At 73.6% G+C, this 23,242-nt stretch carries 5 protein-coding genes (1 of these 5 cut by a window edge); 4 read left to right on the top strand and 1 reads right to left on the bottom strand.

Annotation, left to right across the window (positions count from 1 at the left end; all coding sequences use genetic code 11):
- Nucleotide 1: 1 nt before the first annotated feature.
- Nucleotides 2-1,258 carry an MFS transporter gene (locus ACN265_RS18430; protein WP_421408695.1) on the bottom strand — a complete coding sequence of 419 codons (1,257 nt, stop codon included), beginning with the start codon at nucleotides 1,256-1,258 and terminating at the stop codon, nucleotides 2-4.
- 322 nt (nucleotides 1,259-1,580) lie between these two features.
- On the opposite strand from ACN265_RS18430, the gene ACN265_RS18425 reads away from it, so the two are divergent.
- From ACN265_RS18425 to ACN265_RS18410, 4 genes are all read left to right on the top strand, one after another.
- Entirely contained in the window at nucleotides 1,581-1,910 is a 330-nt protein-coding gene (locus tag ACN265_RS18425; RefSeq protein WP_357927358.1) for a DUF6204 family protein, read from the top strand.
- Nucleotides 1,911-1,940: 30 nt separating this feature from the next.
- Entirely contained in the window at nucleotides 1,941-2,495 is a 555-nt protein-coding gene (locus tag ACN265_RS18420) for a DUF2087 domain-containing protein (protein ID WP_421408694.1), read from the top strand.
- A 590-nt stretch (nucleotides 2,496-3,085) separates the two neighbouring features.
- Nucleotides 3,086-21,937 carry an SDR family NAD(P)-dependent oxidoreductase gene (locus tag ACN265_RS18415; protein ID WP_421408693.1) on the top strand — a complete coding sequence of 6,284 codons (18,852 nt, stop codon included), beginning with the start codon at nucleotides 3,086-3,088 and terminating at the stop codon, nucleotides 21,935-21,937.
- Nucleotides 21,934-23,242 carry the beginning of an amino acid adenylation domain-containing protein gene (locus ACN265_RS18410; protein WP_421408692.1) on the top strand. The gene runs 3,275 nt beyond the window's last position, so 1,309 of the gene's 4,584 nt are visible here — the first part of the coding sequence; its start codon is at nucleotides 21,934-21,936; its stop codon lies off the right edge, out of view. The genes ACN265_RS18415 and ACN265_RS18410 overlap by 4 nt, the downstream gene beginning before the upstream one ends.

Below are 23,242 nucleotides of genomic sequence, written 5' to 3'. Positions count from 1 at the left end.
GTCAGTCGACCGACGACGCGCTCTCCACCGTCGGTTCCCGGTCGACGGCAGGGTCCGCCGTCTGCCGTGCGTCGCCCGGCGGTTCCAGCCGGCGCAGCGCCGGCACCAGCAGGGCGAAGGCGGCGACCACCCCCCAGGCCACGGCGAGCAGGACACCCGTCTCGCGCAGGCCGATGCCACTGATCAGCAGGCCGGCGACCAGCGTACCGACCGGAACCGCCGTGGTCGTGGCGGCGTTCTGGAGGCCCAGGACCCGGCCCCGGTAGCGCTCCGGGATGCGTTCGGTGACCAACACCAGGGCCAGGGCCTGCATGGGCCCTGCGCCGAAGCCGGCCAGCGCGGCGGCGGCGAGCAGCACGGGGACCGGTGGTAGCAGGGCCAGACCCACGGTACCCGCCGCGGTGAGCAGTTGTGCGACGACGAAAACCGTACGCCGGGACAGGCCCGCCCCGGCGATCGAGTACACGATCGACCCACCGATGCCCCCCACGGCGAGGAAGGCCACCATCAGACCGAAGCCGCCGGGCGAGTCGCGGCCGACGAGGTACACGGGGAGCAGGAGGTTCTGGAGCGGGGCCAGCACGAGGACGCTGATCGTCACCACGAAGGTCATCGCGGCGAGCACCCGGTCGCCGCCGAGGATCCGGAAGCCCTTGAGCAACTCGGTCCGGATCCCGCCGCCCGCCTCACCCGAACCTCGACCCAGCCGGGCCGGGAGGGTGAACGTGGTCAGGGCCGCCGCCGCCGAACACGCCGCGGTGACCCAGAGGACCGTGGTGGGGTCGAAGAGGATGAGCAGGCCGCCGGCGGCGGCCGGGCCGACGACCAGGACCACGCCGTTGATCCCCTCGCGCAGGCCCGCCAGCCGTTCCAGGCCGACCCCCGCCGCCGTCGCGACGTCCGGCACCAGGGATTCGCGCGCCGTCATGCCCGGCACGTCGAGCAGCGCGCCCGCGACCCCGAGCACCACGAACCAGCCGACGGTGAGCCCCGTGACCTGGTCGACGACAGGGAGCGCGGCCACCGCCACCGCCGAGGCGAGGTCGGCCCAGATCGACGTCCGGCGGCGACCGAAGCGGTCGATGACCAGCCCGCCGGCCACCGCGGCGAGCAGCATGGGCAGTGCGCTCACCGCCGCGATCACCCCGGCTGCCGCCGGGTCCCCGGTGCGTACCAGCACGAGCCAGGGCAGGGCGATCGCGGCCATGGAGTTGCCCAGCAGGGACAGGGCGTGGGAGAGGAGGTACCGAATCAACACCTGGCCAATTTTGCGGGACGTGGGGCCGCCGGCGACAGCCGAAATCGCGAAAGATCACGATTTGCCAGGAGGTAACATCGGGCTTTCAGATACAGCACCGTATTAGGATATGGTGCTGTATCCGGGGCCGGAGCGCCCGCACTCCCGGCATGGTCGGCGGGACGCGAACCCGGCCGGTCGACCGCCTGTCCCCGGACGGGCCGCTGGTCCGGTGGAGCCGCCGCCGGGCACCGGCGGAACCGTCCGCGCCCCGTTCGTCCCTGCCGGCCGGCTCCGGTCGACCGGTCGACCGGCCCACCCTCTGATGGGGAGATCCGCAGTCATGAGCAGCAACACCTACAAGGTCATCGTCCGTGGCAAGTTCGCCCCGCTCACCGACGGGCAACGCGCCGCGCTGCTCGCCCGGGCCGACGACCACGACCTCTTCTCCGCCCGCTTCACGTCGGAGGGCACGGTGACCTACGAGCGGTCACTGCGCACGTTCACCTTCCGGTGTCTGGTCTCGGGTGCTCCCGACGACGGTGAGGCCGCGATCTTCGGCAAGGCGGAGCGGTCGGCCGCCGCCGCCGTACGGGAGTTGGGTGCGGACTGCACGGAGCTGAACTCCGTCTCCAGCGATCTCGACGACATGCTCCGTCGCCGGGGCCGCTGAGGTGCCGGCCGGCACCCGGGAGGGAATTCGATGACCCCTGAAGAGCTTGCACTGCTGCTCGCCGACTCCGCCGTACGTCAGGTCTTCGCCGCCGTCACCCTCGGCGCGGCCACCTCGACCGAGATCCTGGCCGCCACCGGGCTCACGGGGCAGCAGGCGGCCCCGGCGATCGGACAGCTCCTGCGGGCCGGGTTGCTCCGGATGGACGGCCCCGGGCGGCTCGCGTTGGCGGGGGAGACCCTTGCCGGGGCGGCGGCGACGGCGGCCCGACGGCAGGAGGAGCGGGCCGTCGCCGATCAGCCGGATCCGGGGTTGCGCGGCTTCGTCCGGGGCAACGTCGTCGTCCGGCTGCCGGAGGAGGACGATGCCCGGCGGACGGTGCTGCGGCACGTGGCGGGGCAGAGCTTCGCCCCCGACGAGCGGTACGACGAGCGGGTCGTGACCGACCGCCTGCGGTCGTGGTGCACCGAGGGCGTGCTCGACGCGGTCACCCTCCGGCGCCTCCTCGTCGACGCCGGACTGCTGAACCGGTCGGCCGGCTGGTACGTGCTGGTCGTGTCCGAAGAGGAGCCGGTAACCCGGTGACGCTCGACGTCACCCGGTCCACACCGCCCCGGATGCCCGGGAGGGAGCGGACCGGCGCCGCCCGGTGGGATGACGGTGTCCACCGGGCGGCGAGCGGACGTGGTCGTCGTTCGGCACTCCCCGTCCCGCCGCAGCCCTGCTACGGCGGGGGCTTTCCCGGAACGTGAGCGCACCCTGTCCGCTTGGTGGGACGGATCGACCGGTTGTTTCACGGGCCCGGTGGTCATGCCCAGCCGGGGTTGTCTAGTGTGACTTATATCGCAATAACAGTACTTAACGATCTCTGGGCTTGATGTTCGGTCCCGCTGTTGCGGGTGCGGCGAACCCCGGCCTGTACTGGGGGATCGGCGGGGTCGGGGTGACCCGGGACGGCCCCGGGTCGTGGCGGGCGGGCTGCCAAGTAATCACGTGCATCTATCGACGGACGGTGCCCCATGGGCTACGTTCCGAGAGCAGTCGATGACACGGGGTGATCTTTTGAGCCGCGCTCTGGCCACTTCTGGACGTCTATTTCACGAGAGAGGCGGATCTAGCGGGCAGCCGTACGGCTGGCCACAGCTTCCGAGCCACCGGCTTCCCGGCACCCCGTCATGACGGCCCGACACGTCATCCTGGGCCTGCCGACGCTCGCCACCGGCGGTCTCTCCGAGAACTGGCTGTTACGCGAGTGCGGCGACCTGCACTGGTCCCTGATCGGCGAGCACTTCGGCACCTCGGTGACCAAGCTCGCCGACTCCGACGGCACACGACTGCTCCCCGCCTTCGTCCGGGTCCGGCACACCGCGAGCGCCTCCTTCGCCTCGTTCGCCGAGCTGGACGAGGGCGAGATGACCGGCCAACTGACCAGGCTGGACGACCGCCGTTTCCTGTCCGACATCCGCTTCACCACCGGGACGGCGCACGTCGACGTCCGGTTGCTCACCGTCTTCGTCCGCCGTTCGGACCGCAACTGGCTGGTCCCCGGCGTGCCACAGGTGCCCGGCTGCCTGCCGGTGCGCGAGCCGACCGCCGACCAGCTCGACTTTCTGCACGACTTCCAGACGCACGGTGGGCGGGAGCCGGGTGGATCCGGCCTGCACACCGAGCGTTACGAACTCAATCCGGTCGTGGACGTCAACGCCCTCGGCCTGCTCTACTTCGCGTCGTACCCGCACATCAACGACCACGGCGAGCGCCGGTACCTGCACTCGCTGGCACCCGGCGGCGAGTGGGCCACGGCCGCCGCCACCGTCAGCCGCGACATCGTGTACCTGGCGAACTGCGGGGCCGAGGACGCGGTGCGGTACCGGCTCGACGACCTTCGGCTCGAACGCGGCCACCGGGCGGTGCTGGCCTCGACCCTGCTACGTGAGCGGGACGGCAGGCCGCTGGCCCGGATCGAGACCGTGAAGGTGCTGCGCGGTGGCAGCGTGTTCGGCAGCCTCTGGGGCGACCACGTCGCCGCCACCGGTCCCGCCGCCCTGCCGGCGGACACCGGCCCCGAGACGACCAACCTGGACGCGCTGCTGCTGCCCCTGCTCGAACGGGCGTTGGACCGGCCCGCCGGCACCCTGGCCGCCGACGACGACCTACGCCGGTACGGCCTGGACAGTGTCGCGCTGGCCGAGGTCGTGGCGCTGGCTGAGGGCGAGCACGGTCTGCGGATCGATCCCAGCGCCATGTTCCAGGCATTCACCGTCGCCGCCATGGCGCGGGTGATCCGCGGCGAGGACCGCGACCCGGAGCCGATCGCCGCCGTCACGACCGTGCCGCAGCCGCAGAGCACCGCCCCGATCGCGGTGATCGGCATGGCAGGGCGCTTCCCCGGTGCGGCGAGCGTCGCGGAGCTGTGGGACCTGCTCGGCCGGGACGAGGACGCGATCCGCGACATCCCGACCGACCGCTGGGACACCGCCGCCCATCCCGGACTGGTGGGGCGGGCGGCGCTGCTCGACGACATCCGCCGCTTCGACCACGAGTTCTTCGCCGTCAGCCCCCGTGAGGCCGCGCTCATGGACCCGCAGCAACGGCTCATGCTCGAGGTGACCTGGGCGACGGCCGAGGACGCCGGACAGGACCCCACCACGCTCGCGGGCAGCCGGACCGGCGTCTACACCGGCGTGTGCCACTCCGACTACGCCGCCGTCCTGGCCGAACACGCCGGGCGCGACGAGCCGCACCTGAGTGTGGCGGTCTCACCGTCGCTGGTGGCCAACCGTGTCTCCTACGCCCTGGGTCTGCGCGGCCCGAGCGTCGCGGTGGACACGCTCTGCTCGTCGTCGCTGATCGCGGTCGCCAACGCCGTCGCGGCGCTGCGGGCCGGCGTCTGCGACCAGGCCTTCGCCGGTGGGGTGAACGTGCTGTGCGACCCGGGACGGCATGCCGCGTACCAGCGGGCCGGTGTACTGAGCCCACGGGGGCGGTGCCACACGTTCGACGACGCCGCCGACGGCTACGTCCGCGGCGAGGGGGCGTGTGCGCTGCTGCTCAAGCCCCTCGACCGGGCACTGGCCGACGGGGACCGGGTGCACGCGGTGATCCGCGAGGTCGCGGTCAACCACGGCGGCCAGGCCCAGTCGTTCACCGCGCCCAACCCGGACGCCCAGGCCGACCTGCTGGTCAGCGCGTACACCATGGCCGGCGTCGACCCTACGACCGTCGGCTACCTGGAGGCACACGGCACCGGCACCCGGCTGGGCGACCCGATCGAGGTCTCGGCCATGGTGACGGCCTTCCGCCGGTTGTACGCGCGCAGCCCGCAGCCGATGCCGCAGCTACCGCACTGCGGGATCGGCTCCGTCAAGACCAACATCGGTCACCTGGAGGCCGCCGCCGGCATCGCCGGAATGATCAAGGTCATCCTGGCGATGCACCACCGGACCCTTCCCGCCACCCGCAACGTCCGCCGGACCAACCGGATGATCGACCTGGCCGGATCGCCACTACGCCTCCAGGTGCACCGCGCCGCCTGGGAGCCCCCGCCCGGCGGCGGCCCCCGCCGGGCCGGGGTCAGCTCGTTCGGGATGGGCGGTACGAACGCCCACGTGGTCCTGGAGGAGGCACCGCCCACCGCCGACGCGCCGCCCACCGGCCGGGTGACGGTGCCGGTGTCGGCCCGAACCCCGCAGGCCCTGCGGGAAGCGGTCGCCGCGCTGCTGAACGTGATCCGGTCGCCCCAGGCGCCCCCGTTGGCCTCGATCGCCCGGACGATGCGCACCGGGCGTGCCGCGCTGCCCTGCCGGGTCGCCGTCACGGCGGCTGACCTCGGCGAGCTGGCGGACGGACTCGCCGCCGTCCTCGACGCCGAGCCGCCCGCCGGTGACGCCCCGGTCGAAGGCCCGGTGCCCGCCGCACCCGTGGTCTCCTTACCGACCTACCCGTTCCGCCGGGACCAGCACTGGGCCGCGCCCACCGCGACGCCCGAGTTCCTGACCGCGCTCTGGCGGGACGCGCCACCGCCCACGGTCGCCCCGCAGGGCCGCCTCCTGGTCGTCACGACGGACCCGGACCTGGCACCGGCCCTGTTCGGCGACGACGCCGTCGCACACCGGCCCGGTGACCCGTTGCCCGCCGTGGACGGCCTGACCGGGGTCGCCGACCTGGTCGACTGGAGCGAGCCGGGCGCGCTGGTCGGCGAGCGGATCGAGCTGCTGCGTGAGGTGCTCGGCCGGCTTCCGCGTACCGGACTGCGCTGCCTGCACGTCAGCGGCGCCCACCGGTCGGTGCTGGCCGGCTTCTACCGTGCCCTCTCCGGAGAGCTGCCCATGGTCGTCTCCCGCACCGTCCGGGTCGACGGCGACCGGAACGACCTGGCCACCGCCGTCGCGGCCGAGCGTGCGGCCGACGACCGCGAGACCGAGATCCGGTACCTCGGATCCCGCCGGCAGCGCCGCGTGGTCGGATTCGCCCGACCCACCGACCCCGACCCGCTGACCAACCTGGACGAGGGTGCCGTCCTGATCACCGGAGGCACCGGCGCGATCGGCCTGCGCCTCGCCGCCCACCTGGCCGATCGGGGCGCACGACACCTCGTCCTGATCGGTCGCTCCCCGCTGCCCGTCCGCAGCCGTTGGGTGTCCCTCGCCGCCGCCGGGTCGACCGATCCGCTGCTGCGCGCCCGCCTGACCCAACTGCTGGCGCTCACCGACCGGGGCGTGACGCTCTCCGTCCACACCCATCCGCTGGACGACGTGACATCGCTACGTCGACTGATGAACCGGGTACGGGGCACCGCAGGCGACCTCACGACGGTCATCCACTGCGCGGGGGTGATGCACGCACCACAGTCGTTCCTGACCCGGACCCGGGATGAGACAGCCGACGTGCTCCGGCCGAAACTCGCCGTGGAGACACTCTGGGCGGCGCTCGGTGGCCGGCTGCCGCGGCTGCTGGTGCTGTTCTCGTCGATCGCCGCCTCGTCTCCCCGACTGGCCGGGGGGCACCTCGACTACGCCGCCGCCAACGGCGTCCTCGACGACTTCGCCGAGGCGCACGCCGACGAACCCCGGTGCCTGGTCCGGTCGCTGCGGTTCCCGCTCTGGCGGGGCATCGGAATGGGGGAGCGGCACACCAGTGCCGGGAGCGACCTCGGCATTCCCGACCTGGACGAGGCGGAGGCGCTACGCCTGTTCGACCTGGCGGTGCGGGTACCGGACGAGCCGGTCCTGTTGCCCTGCCTGACCCGTCGTGCGGGCGTACCGGCCGACGAGTTCCTCCGCGCGCCCCGCCCCGCCGCCCCGCCGCAGCCGGCACCGGTCCTCGACCCGGGGGACGCACCGAGGCCGGACGACATCGACTGGCTGCTCGACGTGGTGGCCCGGACGACCCGCACCGAACGCTCCCTTCTGCGACCCGAAACGAACCTCGTCGACCTGGGCGTGGACTCGCTGCTGATGGCCGAACTGGTCCGCGACCTCGAGGTGGCGGTCCGCGACGCCGTGGACCCCAGCCTGCTCCAGGAACATCCGACGCTGGCCGGGCTCGCCCGGGCCCTCACCACCCGCAGCACGCGCCCCCCGGCGGCCCCTCCGGCCGTGGTGTCCGCACCCACGCCCGTCCCACCCGGCGCGCCGGTGCGGATCGCGGTGATCGGGATGGGTTGCCGGCTGCCCGGTGCCGCCGACCCGGGACAACTGTGGCAGGCACTGCTCGCCGGGCGGGACATGGTCGGCGACGTGCCGCCGGACCGGTGGGATGTCACGGCACTCTATCGGCCGGGTGGCGGCCCAGGGCTCAGCCAGAGCCGGTGGGGCGGCTTCCTCGACGACGCAGCCCTGTTCGACCCGGCCTACTTCGGCTTCGACGACGAGACGGCGCGGCAACTCGACCCGCTGGTGCGCAAGACGCTGGAGGTCGCCGTCGAGTGTGTCCGCGACGCCGGATACACCGACGAGGAACTGCACGGCCGCCGGGTCGGCGTCTTCGTCGGCAGCCGGACCGGCAACCACCGCACCTACCTGCGCCCGCTGACCCGCGAGTCCATCGTCGGGATCAACCAGAACTACATCGCGGCGCACGTGTCGCACTTTCTCGACCTGACCGGCCCGAATCTCGTGGTCGACAGCGCGTGCTCCTCGGCGCTGGTCAGCGTGCACCTGGCGGTGCAGAGCCTGCTGCTGGGCGAGTCCGAGCTGGCCCTGGCCGGCGGTGTCGACCTGCTGCTCGACGAGGAGCCGTACCTCATGCTCAGCGCCGGCAGCGCGCTGTCGCCGACCGGACGGTGCCGCACCTTCGACGAGTCCGCCGACGGGTTCGTTCCGGGCGAGGGCGCCGGGCTGGTGCTGCTCAAGCGGCTCGACGACGCGCAACGTGACGGCGACCGGGTCCTGGCGGTCATCGAATCCTCAGGCGTCAACAACGACGGGCGCACGATGGGCCACACCACCCCCAGCGGTCCTGCCCAACGGGCCCTGATCACCGAGGTGCTGGCCCGCGGCGGGATCGACGCGCGCACCATCGGGTACGTCGAGGCGCACGGCACGGGCACCATGATCGGTGACCCGATCGAGTTGCAGGCGCTGACCGCCGTCTACCGGCGACACACCGACGACCGGGCCTACTGCGGCATCGGCAGCGTCAAGAGTTCGATGGGCCACCTGCTCAGCGCGGCAGGAATCGCCGGATTCATCAAGGCCGTGCAGACGCTCCGGTACGGGCTGATCGCCCCGACCCTGCACTGCGCGCGGCCCAATCCACGGTTCGCGTTCGCCGAGTCGCCGTTCTTCCCGGCGCGCACGACGACGCAGTTGCCCGCCGGCAGCCGCGTCGCGGTCAGCGCGTTCGGATTCGGCGGCACCAACGCCCACGTCGTGCTCGGCCCCGGCGCACCCGAAGGGACCGGTCGGGCTCCGCTCGCGCCGCCCACGTACCGGCGTCGTCGGTTCTGGCCCCGCGACACCGCCACCCGGACGGGCCCGGCCCACCCCGTCGCGACACCGCTTCGACCGGCGCGACTGGACCTGACCGTCACGCCCGTCACCGCCACGCACGAACCGACCCCCCGCGTCGAGCCGTACCCACCGGCAGGCCACCGGGTGGACCTTCCGGCCGTCAGCTGCCGTCTGCGGGTGACCGGGAACCATCCGATCGTCGACGACCACCGGGTCCACGGGGTGCGCACCCTGCCCGGGGTGACCTTCCTCGACATCGTGTACCGCCTGCTCGACGAGTGCGGCATCGAGCCGGGCGGTGTCGGGCTCAGCGACGTCCTCTTCGTCAGCCCGCTGACCACTGGTGGGGACGTCGACCGGGAGGTCACGGTCGCGCTGGAACCGGACGGCGAGGTCGTGCGGGTCACCGCCACCAGCCGGCGGGTCGCGGATGGTGTCCCGGCCGACGACACCACCACCCACCTCCGGGCCACCGTCCGTACGGGCCTGCCGGCCCTGACCGGGTCGGCACCACCGGCGGGAACCACCACGCCGCGCGACGTCGGCGAGGTCTACGCGACCGGCAGGTCCGTCGGAATCGAACACCGTGCCTTCATGCGCTGCCACGGCACGCTGCGGGTCGAGGCGGACACGGTGGTGGCGCAGCTCGCGCTCGGCACCGCGGCACGGGCCACGGTGGACGACTTCATGCTGCACCCCGCGCTGCTCGACGGGTCCACCATGCAGGCGTACGCGCTGGCCTTCGCCGGTGCCGACGCCGACGCACGGCCCCTGATCCCGCTGCACATCGGGGAGTTCCGGGCGACCCGACCCCTCGGTGACGGGTGCACCGTCGCGGTCCGGCTCGCCCCGGCGGGACCGGCCGCCGACATCGTCAGGGCCGCCATCGATCTGTACGACGGATCGGGCGTGCTGTCCGCCCGCTTCAGCGACCTGGTCTTCAAGCGGGTCCGGTCCACCGAGGCGATCACCCGGCTCACCACCCCGGCGGCCGCGCCGGCACCTCCCGTGACCACCGCCGCGTCCGGAACGGACGGCTCGCTGCACGCTGAGATCATCGCCATGGTCCGGCAGGCTGCCGGCGACCCGGACCTGCACGTCGAGACCGACTGCGGCTTCTACGACCTCGGCCTGGAATCGACGCACCTGCTGTCGCTGGTCCGTTCCTTCGAACAGCGGTGGGGCATCGCGCTCTATCCGACGTTGCTGTTCGAATACCCCACCGTCGACGCGGTCGCGGAGCACCTGGCCGGCCTCGTCCCGGCCGCTCCGCCGGGCGGCACGACACCGGCACCGCGCGACGACGCCCCGGACACCACCGCGTGCGTGACCGGCGAGTGGTGCGGCGCGGTCCGGCCGGACGTGCCGTCGATCGGACCGCTGGTCGTCATCGGCGATGCCCCGCTGCGGCCCGACCAGATCGTCGTCCGGCGCGGCCCGGCCTTCCGGCGGTGCGGCGACCGCGAGTACGAACTCCGCCCCGGTGACCGGACCGACCTGCAAGCCCTGCTGGCCAGCCTCCCCACCGCCCCCGGGGCGGTCGTGCACGTCGGGCCGCCGGCCGGCGACGATCTCCCGGCGGCGGTGGAGACCGCGTGCCGCGAGATGCTGGCGATCGCCCAGGTGTTGCTGGCCGCCCCGGTGCCCGTCGTGCACGTGGCGCAGCCCCTGGTGGCCGCGGCGGTGGCGGGAATGGCCCGCACCATCCGACTCGAACAACCGCGCCTCACGGTGACCGTGGTGGAGTGCGTGGGCGACCCCGACCCGCAGGCCGTGCTCGCCGAACTGGCCGATCACGGTGAGACCTGGGTACGGCACGAGGCCGGCCGGTTCGTACGCCGCTACCGGGACGTGACCCCCGGCGACGGGCAGCCGCTGCGGCCAGGTGGCGTCTACCTGATCACCGGTGGGGCCGGTGGCCTCGGCCGGGCGCTCGCCACGTCCCTCACGTCGCGGGGCGCCACCGTGGTGCTCGCCGGGCGTAACCCGGCGCGGGAGTCGCCGGCCGCCGAGTTCGTCCGCGCCGACGTCACCGTGGCCACCGACGTGCGGCGGCTGGTCGACGGGATCATCGCCCGGCACGGCCGGCTCGACGGGGTGGTGCACGCCGCGGGTGTCCTGCGCGACGGCCTGCTCGCGGGGAAGTCCCCGGACGACCTGTCGGCGGTGCTGGCACCGAAGGTGCGCGGCACCGTGCTGTTGCACGAGGCGACCCGGCACCTCGACCTCGACTTCTTCGTCGCGTTCTCCTCGGTGACCGGGGTGGCGGGCAACATCGGGCAGGCGGACTACGCGGCGGCGAACGCCTTCGTCGACGCCTACGCACGCGAGCACGGGCTCACCTCCGTCGCCTGGCCGCTGTGGGCGGACGGGGGCATGCGCACCGACCCGGCCACCGAGGCGGTGTTCCGCCACCAGGGGCAGACGCCCCTGCCGACCGAGACGGGTCTCGCGGTCCTCGACGCGATCCGGGACCACCGGGGCACCGAGATCATCGTGCTGCACGGCCGACCCGACCAGGCCCGTCGGGCACTGGGCCTGCGCGAGCCCGCCACCCCCTCGGCGGTCACGACCGCGGCACCACCCACGGACGGCCTGCGTGCCTCCCGCCCGTCGACGTCCGGGGAACCTGACCGGGCCACCGTGCGCGGATCCGGGTCGTCCGACCGGGACATCGCCGTGATCGGCGTGGCGGGCCGCTACCCGATGGCTGCCGACCTCGACCGGTTCTGGGCGAACCTGCTCGACGGACGCGACTGCGTCACCGAGATCCCGCAGCAGCGCTGGCGGCTGGACGGCTTCTTCGCCCCGGAGCCGGCCCCCGGGCGTTCGTACAGCAAGTGGGGTGGATTCCTCGACGGGATCGACGAGTTCGACCCCGCGTTCTTCCGGATCACGCCGCGCGAGGCCGAGGGCATGGACCCGCAGGAGCGGCTGTTCCTGCAGGTGGCGTGGCACGCGTTGGAGGATGCCGGGATCACCCGCACGGCCGTCGCCGGCCGACCCGTTGGCGTGTTCGCCGGTGTCATGTTCACCCAGTACCAGATGCTCGGCCTCGGCGCCGAGGACCGACTACCGGTGCTACCGACGTCGTTCGCGTCGTCGGTCGCCAACCGGGTCTCCTACTTCCTCGACGCGCGCGGCCCCAGCCTCGCGGTGGACACCATGTGCTCGTCCTCGCTGACGGCGCTGCACCTGGCCTGCGAGAGCCTCCGCTGCGGGGAGAGCGGGCTGGCGCTGGCCGGCGGGGTGAACCTGATCGTCCACCCGTACAAGTACCTGCACCTGAGCCAGGTCGGGTTCGTCTCGTCGGACGGACGGTGCCGGGCCTTCGGCGCCGGCGGCGACGGGTACGTCCCGGGTGAGGGCGTCGGTGTCGTCGTCCTGAAACCCCTCGCGGACGCCGTGGCGGACGGGGACCGGGTGCTCGCGGTGATCAAGGGCAGCGCGGTCAACCACGGCGGACGCGCCAGCGGATTCTTCGTCCCGAACCCGTCGGCACAGGCCGACGTGCTCAGGCAGGCGTTACGCCGCGCCGGGGTCGACCCGGCCACGGTGAGCTACCTCGAGGCGCACGGCACCGGCACCGCCCTCGGCGATCCCGTGGAGATCTCCGCCCTCAGCCAGGTCTTCGACACCGGGACCACCCGACTCGGCTCGGTGAAGTCGGGCATCGGCCACCTGGAATCCGCCGCCGGGATCGCCGCGTTCACCAAGGTGCTGCTGCAACTGCGGCACCGCACCCTGGTGCCCTCGCTGCACGCGCGCCCGGCGAACGAGGCGATCGACTGGGAGCACTCACCGCTCAGCGTCCAACAGCAGACCGAACGGTGGCACAGCCCGGGTGGCCTGCCCCGGCGGGCCGGGATCAGCGCGTTCGGCGCCGGGGGCAGCAACGCCCACGTCATCGTCGAGGAGTACCCGCAACCCGCCCCGGAAACAGGGACCGGGCCGCAGGTGGTGCTGCTGTCCGCACGTACCCCGCAGGCCCTGCGCCTGCTCGCCGAGCGGTACACCGAACTGCCCGCCGGGGACCGGCTGACGGAACTCGCCGACGCGGCCGGGCTCAGCGACGCCGACCCGGACGCCTCCTTCGAGGACCTGGGTATGGACGCGGACGATCTGCGCCGGCTCATGCAGGCGGTGGCCGCCCGCAGCGACGGACGGGTGCCCCGGATGGACGCCCAGTCCAGCCTGGCCGCCGTGGCCCGGGCACTGGGCGGCGGCACCTCGCTCGCGGACGTCGCCTACACCACCCAGGTGGGGCGCGACGCGATGGTCGAGCGGCTGGCCGTGGTGGCCACCGACGTCGAGGAGTTGCGGGCGGCGCTGCGGGCCTTCCTGACCGGTGACGAGTCGCGTGTCCACCGGGGCCGCGCCACGACGCCGGCCACCGCGCCCGCGTCGACCGACCCGGACACCCTGGCCGCGGCCTGGGTGACCGGTGCCGCCCCGGACTGGCGGGCGCTGCACCGCGAACGGCGGGCACGCAAGGTCGCCCTGCCCGGCTACCCGTTCGCCCGGGTGCGGTGCTGGGTCGGGACGGACACCGACGCGACCCGTGCCGTCGACGCGATCCCTGCCGGTGACGCGACCGGTGCCGTCGACGCGACCCGTGCTGCCGGGGCAGATGAGGCGGCACGACACCGGGAACCGGTGCCGTGCGACGCCGACGTTCCGTCGTGGCAGGTGTGCGCCAACCCCGAGCCGGTGCCCACGCACGGGCCGGTTCTGGTGCTCTACGCGCCCGGACGCGAGAGACTGGCGACCGGCCTGGCCGCCAGGCATCCCGGCGCGCAGCTCGTCGAACTCGGCGGCAGCGTCACCGGCGACCCGGCAGTGATCTACCTGCTCACCGGGTCGGCGCCCACCGTAGGCACCGAGACCACGCGGGTCGCCGACGGCGAGGCGGCCGGGGTACGCGCGCTGGCCGCCTACGCCCGTCGCTGGGCGCACCTGCCCGAGCTGCACTGGGTCGTGGTCACCGTCGGCGCCGCCGCCCCGCCCGGACGGCAGCTCACCGACCCCTACGTGGCCGGGGTCCTCGGCCTCACCCGGGTGCTGGAGAACGAACATCCGGGCTGGTCGGTCGCGGCTGTCGACGTCGACCCGGCCCACGTGTCCGCCGGCCTGCTCGCCCCGGTGCGACGCGGCACCCGGGTCGCCTACACCGGGGCGACCCCGCACCGGCTGACACTGCGCCCGGCTCCCACCCCGCGCGGTCCCGATCTGCTGCGCCGCGGCGGCCGCTACCTGATCGTCGGTGGTGGCGGCGGGATCGGCCTGGCCCTCGCCCGGAAACTCGTGGCGGACCGGGGCGCGGAGGTGGTGCTGGTCGGCCGCCGGGAGCGACCCGACCTCGCGGCCGAGCACGGGATCCGCTACCTGCGCGCCGACGCCCGTGACGTCGGGCAGCTCGCCGTGGTGCTGGAACGGGCCGGCACGGTGCACGGGATCATGCACGCCGCGATGGTCCAGCGCTCCCGGCTGGTCCGCGACCTCACCGACGACGATCTCGTCGAGAGCCTGGGCGCCAAGTCCGGCGTCGCCGCCGCCCTGATCGACGCCATCGGCGCGCGGGAACTCGACTTCCTGCTCTTCTTCTCCTCCGCCCAGTCCTTCCTCGGCGAGCCCGGCCTGGGCAACTACGCTGCCGGCTCCACCTTCCTGGACGCCTACGCGCACGCCCTCGACGGGCGTCTGCCGTACCCGGTCCGGGCCATCAACTGGGGCTTCTGGGGGACGGTCGGTTCGGTCGCCACCGACCGGCACCGCGCCGAGTTGACCGCCGCCGGTTTCCACTCCATCACCGCCGAAACCGGTTTCGGCACGCTGACCGAGGCGTTGCGCCGACCGGCCCCCCAACTCGTGGTGGTGCCCGGCACCGCCGCGTTACGGGAGCGGATGACCGCCAGCGAAGGGACGACAACGGTCGTGGTCGCCACCGACGGATTGACCGACACCGAACGGACGGTCGTCGACGACTTCCACACCGTCGACGGGCAGCTGACCGCCATCGCCCGCAGCGCGCTGCTGGCCCTGCTGCACGAGATGCACGCCTGGCGCGGACCCGACCCGGACGCGGCCGAGGTCGCCCGCCGGGTGGGTGTCGCCGCCCGCTACGAGCGCCTGCTGCACACCCTGCTGACCATGCTCGCCGACGGCGGTGTGCTCACCGTCCACGAGGGTCGGCTCCGACCCGAACCGGCGGCGCTCACCGACGCTCTGGCCGGCGGCCACGGCGCGCGCCTCGACGAGCTGGCCGCCGCGAACCCCGACTCCGCGGTCTTCGTCGAGTTGCTGCGTCGCTGTCTCGACCACTACCCGGAGCTGCTCCGCGGCGAGCTGCTCGCCACCGACCTGCTGTTCCCCGCCTCGGGCACCACCGCCATGGAACAGATCTACCGGGGGAACCCGATCAGCGACCTGTACAACGACCTGCTCACCGCACGGCTGCTGGAACACGTCGACCACCGCCGGGGACGGCTGCGCCCCGACGACCGGATCCGGATCCTGGAGGTCGGCTCGGGCACCGGTGGCACCACCGCCGGTCTGCTGCATGCCCTGGCCGCCCACGGCGAGCACCTGGAGTACTGGTACACCGACCTGTCGGTGGCCTTCCTGGCGCACGGTCGCCGCGAGTTCGGCGGACGGTACCCGTTCGTGCGGTTCAAGCGGCTGGATCTCGACCTCGACCTGGTCGCCCAGGGGTTCCCCGCAGCCGGGTTCGATCTCGTGGTCGGGGCGAACGTCCTGCACGCCACCTCGGACGTGAGCCGCGCGGCACGGCACCTGCGCGCCGTGCTGCGCCCCGACGGGCAACTGCTGCTCAACGAGCTGACCACGGTCACCCTGGCCGCCACCGTCACCTACGGACTGTTCGACGGCTGGTGGGCACACACCGACACCCGGCTGCGACTGCCCGGGTCGCCGCTGCTGAGCGTATCGGGCTGGGACGCGGTGCTCAGCGCAGCCGGCTACGCCCGGGTCCGGGCGGTGCCCGGGGAGGCAACGACCTCCCGGAACTTCCAGCACGTCATCGTGGCCGCCGCCGCGGCACCCGTCGACGAACCGGCACCGGCACCCGGGCAGGTCGCGGCACAGGCCCCGGCACCCGACGACGCCCCGTTCACCGCCGAACTGCTGGCGCTCACCGCGGCGGCCTCCGGAATCCCCGTCGAGGATCTCGACCTGGACACCGAGATCGGGGACTACGGGTTCGACTCGGTCAGCTACAGCCTGCTCGCCGGGCGGCTCAACGACACCTTCGGCTTCGACGTCACGCCCGCCCTGTTCTACGAGACCGCCACCCTGCGCGCACTGGTCGCCCGGCTGGGGCGGGACCACGCCGCACTGCTGCGCGACCGGTACCCGCAGGCCGTACCGGAGACGGCGCGGGCCGAAAGGCGGCCGGAGCCCGCGCGGCGGACCGGAGCCGACGACCACATCGCGGTGATCGGCCTGGCCGCGCGACTGCCCGGCAGCCCCGACCTGGACGCCTTCTGGAACAACATCGTGGCCGGTGCCGATCTGGTCGGCGACGTGCCCGCGGACCGGTGGGACTGGCGGTCCCTGCCCGACGGCGTACACGCCCGGCGCGGCGGCTTCATCGGCGACGTCGACCGGTTCGACCCGCTGTTCTTCGGCATCTCGCCGGAGGAGGCCGACGGCATGGACCCCCAGCAGCGCCTGCTGCTGGAGGGGGTGTGGAGCGCGCTGGAGGACGCCGGGTTGCCGCCGGGCACCCTCGCCGGTCGACCGGTCGGGCTGTTCGTCGGCGTCGGATCCAGCGACTACGACGAGATCCGCCGCAGCTCGGGCCGGCCCGTCGACGCGTACGCCGCCACCGCGACCGCACACTCCATCCTGGTCAACCGGGTGTCCTACCTGCTGGATCTGCGCGGCCCGAGCGAGCCCGTCAACACCGGCTGTTCGAGTTCCCTGGTGGCGATCCACCGTGCCGCCGCGGCGCTGCGTGCCGGGGAGTGTGACGTCGCGGTGGCCGGAGGCGTCAACCTGATCCTGTCGCCGCACAACCATGTGCTGCTCAGCCGCACCGGCATGCTCAGCCCGTCCGGGCGCTGCCAGGCGTTCGACGCCCGGGCCGACGGTTTCGTCCGGGGTGAGGGGCTGGGCCTGGTCGTGCTCACCCGGGCCGGCGCGGCGGGTCGGCACCTGATCCGCGGGCTGCTGCTGGGCTCGGCGGTCAACCACGGCGGTCGGGCCCGGTCGCTGACCGCGCCCAACCCGGCCGGACAGGCCGCGATGATCGTGCGCGCCTACACGGAGGCGGACGTCGATCCGGCCACCGTGGGATATCTGGAGACCCACGGCACCGGCACCGAGCTGGGCGACCCGGTCGAGGTCAACGGGCTGCGGATGGCCTTCGACGAGCTGGCACGCCGCCACGGCCGGCCGCTGCCCGACGACCCGTTCTGCGCACTCGGCGCGGTCAAGGCGAACATCGGCCATCTGGAGTCCGCCGCAGGCGTGGCCGGACTGCTCAAGGTCCTGCTGGCGATGCGGCACGGCGTCCTGCCGCCGGTGGCCGGGCTCGGCGAACCGAACCCGCACCTGCGGCTGGACGGCGGCCCGTTCCAGCTGATCCGCGAGGCGACGCCGTGGCACCGGCCGCCGGGCGGCCGACGCCGCGCCGGGGTCAGCTCCTTCGGGTACGGCGGGGTCAACGCCCACGTCGTGGTGGAGGAGCCGGCAGCCCCGGCCGTCCCGGCGGCGTCGACCGGCCCGTGGGTGTTCCCACTGTCGGCCCGCACCGCGCAGGCGCTGCACCGCTACGCGCTGGCGCTGCGTGCCGCCGTGGACACCGACGTCGACCTGGCGGACGTGGCGTACACGCTGCAGCACGGCCGGGACGCCATGACCGTGCGGCTGGCGGTGACCGCCGGGGACCGGGCGACGCTCGTCGCGGCCCTGACCGCGGCGATCGACGGCACCGCCCACGCCGCGCTGGCCCACCCCGACGGCGTCACGGCGGCCGACCGGTGGACGGCCGGCGCCGACATCGACTGGCCGGACACCGGCGGCACCCTGATCCCGCTACCCACCTACCCGTTCGAGCGACGTCGATGTTGGACCGACCCCCGGCCGGAGGCGGTTGCCGGGCCCGGTGAACCGGCGGTCAGCTATGCACCGCGCTGGCGGCAGATCGCGGACATGGGAACCCACCTGCCGGCGACCGGGACCGTCTGGTTGCTCGGCGACGGCGACTACCCGGCCGCCGACGTGCACCGGGTCACCTCCGCGTCGCTGGACTCGCTGCCCACACCCGCCGTGGTGCACGCGGTCGTCACCGGCGGCGAGCCGGCCGTCCTGCACCTGTTCCGGGTGATCCGGCACCTGCAGACCCGGCCCGGTGGCGCGGGCGACCTCACGCTGACCGTGGTCACCCGGGCCGCTGCCGCGGTGGACGGACCGGTCGTCGACCCGGTCGCGGCGGCCGCGCACGGGCTCGTGAAATCGACCCGCCGCGAGTGCGAGCGGTGGCGGGTCAGCGCGATCGACGTCGGCCCCGGCGACGCGACGCTGGTCGCGGCCGCCACGCCCGGCGACTACGCGTTGCGTTCGGGCCGCTGGTACCGGCGGGTGCTCCAACCGCTGCACGACGTCGGTACCCGTCCCGTGTTCCGCGACGGCGGGACGTACGTGCTGGTCGGCGGGGCCGGGGATGTCGGCCTGGACGTGGCCGAACACCTGGTCCGCAGCCACCACGCCCGGGTGGTTCTGGTCGGACGGACCCGCCCTACGGGCGACCGGGCAGCCCGGATCAGCGCCCTCGACCCGACCGGGACCCTTGTGGATTTCCAGCAGGCGGACGCCCGCGACGCCGACCGGATGCGGGCGGTGTTCGACCGGCTCGGCGTGGTCCACGGGGTCGTGCACGCGACCACGGTGGCACGTGACCGGTCGCTCGCCGCGCTGGACGAGGACTGGTTCGTCGAAGGGCTCATCGCGAAGACCCGGACCACGCTGGCCGTGGCCGAGGCGATCGGTGACCGCCGGTTGGACTTCTTCGCGATCTTCTCCTCGCTCCAGTCGTTCCTCGGCAATCCGGGCCAGGCCACCTACGCCGCCGCCTGCACCGCCCAGGACGCCATCGGCCACGCGCTCGCCGCCCGGCTGCCGTACCCCGTCCGGGTCCTGAACTGGGGACCGTGGTCGGGCTCGATGCTCACCGAGCGGCACCGGGGCCGGTTGGCCGCGGCAGGTTTCCATCCGCTCCCGCCCGGTACGGGCATCGAGGTGCTGGCCGGCGTGCTCGACCGGTCGGAGATTCAGGTGGTGGTCATGTCGGGCACCGAGAGCGCCCTGAACGGGATCGGCGTGGAGACGACGGGCCAGACACCCGCCGTCTGGGCCCCGGAGCCCTGGCGGGAGACGGTGGCCACCGAGCTGCTGGCCATGGTGCGTGCGGTGGCCGGGCTCAGCGTGGCCGAACTGGGCGAGGACGACCAGCTCAACCGGTTCGGCTTCGACTCCATCATGTACACCAGGCTCAGTCACCAGGTGAACGTGCGATGGGGCCTGGACGCGACCCCCGCGGCGTTCTTCGGGGTGTCCACCGCCAGGGAGCTGGTGGCGAAGATCCTCGACGAGTACGGGGCGGAGTTGGCCCGCCACCACCGTCCCCCGACCCCGGCCGCGCCGACCCCGGCCGCTGCGGTCAGCGTGGCCCCCCGGATCGCCGGTCCGGCCGTGCTGACCGGGCCCGCCCCGGACCCGCAGCCGACCGCAGCGGACGGGGTGGCGATCGTCGGAATGGCCGGCATGCTGCCCGGCTCCGACGACCTGGACGAGTTCTGGGCCCACCTCGTCGCCGGCGACGACCTGGTCACCGAGATTCCGCCGGACCGCTGGGACTGGCGGCGCATCCACGGCACCCCCGAGCCGGGCGAGTTCCGCACCACCGCCCGTTGGGGCGGCTTCCTGCGCCGGGTGGACCTGTTCGACGCCGAGTTCTTCGGTGTCTCACCCACCGAGGCGACCGCGATGGACCCGCAGCATCGTCTCGTCCTCGAGGCGGCCTGGACGGCGATCGAGGACGCCGGCATCCGCCCCAGCGACCTCGCCGGCTCCGACACCGGCGTGTTCGTCGGCAGCAGCACCTACGACTACTTCGAACTCCAGCACGCCCTGGCGGTGCCGCTCGACGGGTACCAGACCGTCGGCCGGGCGCACGCGATCCTGTCCAACCGGGTGTCGTACCTGCTGGACCTGCACGGCCCGTCCGAGACGATCGACACCGCCTGCTCGTCGTCGCTGGTCGCCGTGCACCACGCGGCGGAGGCGATCCGCAGCGGGGAGTGCACGGTGGCGCTGGCCGGCGGCGTCAACGTGATCGCGTCGCCGACGCTGTTCGTGGACATGAGCCAGGCCGACATGCTCAGCCCCGACGGCCGCTGCCGGGCCTTCGACGCCCGCGCCAACGGCATCGCCCGCGCCGAGGGCGCCGGCATCGTGGTGCTCAAACGACTCAGCGCCGCCCTCGCCGACGGCAACGTCATCCACGGTGTGCTGCTCGGTAGCGCGATCAACCACGGCGGGCGCAGCAACTCGCTCACCGCGCCGAACCCGGCGGCCCAGGCCGCCTGCATCGTCGCCGCGCACCGTCGGGCCGGGACCGACCCGCGCACGGTGACCTACGTCGAGACCCACGGGACCGGCACCGAGCTGGGCGATCCGGTCGAGATCGAGGGGCTCAAGACCGCCTTCCGCCAGCTCTACGCCGATCGTGGGATCGACGGCGGGGGACATCGGGTCGCGCTGGGCGCGGTGAAGAGCAACACCGGTCACCTGGAGGCGGCCGCCGGGGTGACCGGTCTCATCAAGGTGCTGCTCGCCATGCGGCACCGGGAACTACCCGGCAATCCACACCTGGAGACGCTCAACCCGCACCTGCGGCTCGACGGCAGTCCACTGCACGTGCTGCGCGGCAACGAGCCGTGGCGGCCGGCCGTCGACCCGGACGGCGCGGAGGTTCCGCTGCGCGCCGGACTGAGCTCGTTCGGGCTCGGCGGCGTCAACACGCACCTGGTCCTGGAGGAGTTCCGTGTCCACCCCGGTGCCGGTCGGCCCGGACCGTACCTGTTCGTGCTGTCGGCCCGGGACGCCGAGCGGCTGCGCGGGTACGCCGAACACCTGGTCCGCTGGGTGCGGGACGCCACCGACGTGGACCCGGCAGCCCTGGCCTACACGTTGCAGACCGGCCGGGAGGTCTTCGCCGAACGGCTCGCCGTGGTCGCGGACGACACCACCGCCCTGGTGCGACGCCTGACCGGGTGGCTGGCCGGGACGAGCGACGACGGCGTCAGCGTGGGCGACGGCCGGGGGACCGGCACCGCGTTGCTGCTGGACGGTCCCGAGGGACGGCAGTACCTGCGCGCCGTGATGACGGCCGGGAAGCTCGACAAGATCGCCCGGCTGTGGGTGGACGGCGTCGCGATCGACTGGACCGACCTGTGGCCGGGGGAGCCCGTCCGGCGGATCGCCGCACCCACCTCCGCCTTCGCTCGGCAGAGCTACTGGATCACGCCCGGACCACGGTTCGACCGGGTGCAGGCCGCGGCGACCGGACTCGTCGCAGCCGACCCGGCCCAGGTCACCGACGCGGTGCCGGAGGCGGTGCCGCCGGACCCGGCACCGGCGACCGCCGTGGCCCCCGTACCGGCGGCGACCGGCACCGGCGGCGACCCGGAGGCGGCGGTGCGCGACCACGTCCGCGACCTGCTCGCCGCGCACCTGGGCATGGACCCGGACCGGCTGTCGCCCGACCGGGTGCTCTCCGACGTCGGCGTGGACTCGCTGGGCCTGCGTCGCCTCAGCCGCCGCCTCGGGGCCACCTACGGTGTCGACGTACCGACCCGTCTGTTCAACGTCGGGCAGACCGTCCGTGCCCTGGCCAGGACGATGCACGAGACGTACGGGCCGTTGCCCGCGGCCGTCGCGCCGGCACCCGCCCCGGGCAACGGGATCGGCGCCCTGCTGGCCGGGCTGCGCGACGGATCGGTCAAGGTCGACGACGCGCTGGCCGACCTGCGGTGGGGAAACGGCCGATGAGCCCGGCACTGCGGGACATCCTCGCCGCCGTCGCCGCCGGTGAGCTGCCGGACGACGTCGCCGAGTCGCTGTTGCGCGGCCTGACCGGTCCGGGACCGGAGACGGCCGGGCCGTACCCGTTGAGCCGCGGTCAGGCGGCACTCTGGGCGATCCACGCCAGCCGGCCCGGCACCACCTCGTACAACCTCCCGCTGGGGCTGTGGCTGGGTGACGGGGTCGACCCCGGGGTGCTCACCCGGGCCCTGGTCGCCGCGGTGCAGCGGCAGCCGGGGCTGCGGATCGCCGTCCGCCTGGACGGGGGCACACCGGTGCAGGAGATCGTCGAGCGGCCGGTCGAGGTGGTGCGGCTCGACCTGGGGCACGTCACCGACGGGGAGTTCGCCGCCCGGGTCCGACGTCTGGTGCACACCCCGTTCGACCTGGAACACGACCCACTGCACCGGATGTGGTTGATCGCGGCGCCCGGGGACCGGACCCTGCTGCTCCTGGTGTTCCACCACATGATCACCGACGGGATCTCCAGCCACCTGGTGCTGCGCGACATCGTCGCCTGCCACGACGCGCTTGCCGGCCCGGGCGTCCTGCCACCTGTCGAACCGGCCGCCACCTACCGCGAGTTCGTCCGCCGGCAGCAGGAACTGCTCGACGGGCCGGCCGCCGGAACGCACCGCCGCTGGTGGCTCGACCGACTGGCCGGCGCATCCAGCGGTCCCGTCCTCGACGCGATCACCGACCGGCGGCGGACCGGGCCGGCCACCGGGGACACCGGCGCGATGGTGCAGTTCCGCCTGCCGCAGGCCAGCTGGGCGGCCGTCCGCCGCACCGCCGGCGCGGCCGGGCTCACCCCGTTCAGCGTGCTGCTGGGTGCCCTCAGCGTGCTGCTGCACCGGCACTCCGGCCACCGTGACGTCAGCGTCATGGTGCCGACCGACGGTCGGATCTCCGAGCGGTTCGACCGCACCGTGGGCTACCTGATCAACCCGGTGGTGGTGCGGGTGGACTGCGACCCACGGCGCAGCTTCGCCGAGCTGATGACCGCCGTGCACGACCACATGGCGCAGGCCGAGGAGCACAGCGACTACCCGTTCGCCGCCGTGGTCGGCGACCTGCGCCGCGAATCCGGCACCGCGGTCTCCTTCGACATCGGCTTCTACCTCCAGCAGGGTGTCGGCGGCGACCAGGACATGGCCGCCGGGCAGACCGTCTTCCGAGACGCCCTCGAACTGACCCAGGAGGGCGAGAACCCGCTGGTCGTCGAGGTCGTGGTGCGCGGACCGGCGGCGCTGGTGTACTTCAAGTACGACC

Origin of the sequence: Micromonospora sp. WMMD730 (assembly GCF_049178955.1) — a bacterium.
In the GTDB taxonomy this organism is placed as follows: Bacteria; Actinomycetota; Actinomycetes; order Mycobacteriales; family Micromonosporaceae; genus Micromonospora; species Micromonospora wenchangensis.
The sequence above is the reverse complement of the archived record's forward strand: the minus strand, read 5'-3'. Positions and strand labels throughout refer to the sequence as shown.

Excerpts from the sequence above, each read along its gene's own strand:
- ACN265_RS18425 (WP_357927358.1), top strand. The coding sequence starts at position 1,581 with ATGAGCAGCAACACCTACAAGGTCATCGTCCGTGGCAAGTTCGCCCCG.
- ACN265_RS18420 (WP_421408694.1), top strand. The coding sequence starts at position 1,941 with ATGACCCCTGAAGAGCTTGCACTGCTGCTCGCCGACTCCGCCGTACGT.
- ACN265_RS18415 (WP_421408693.1), top strand. The coding sequence starts at position 3,086 with ATGACGGCCCGACACGTCATCCTGGGCCTGCCGACGCTCGCCACCGGC.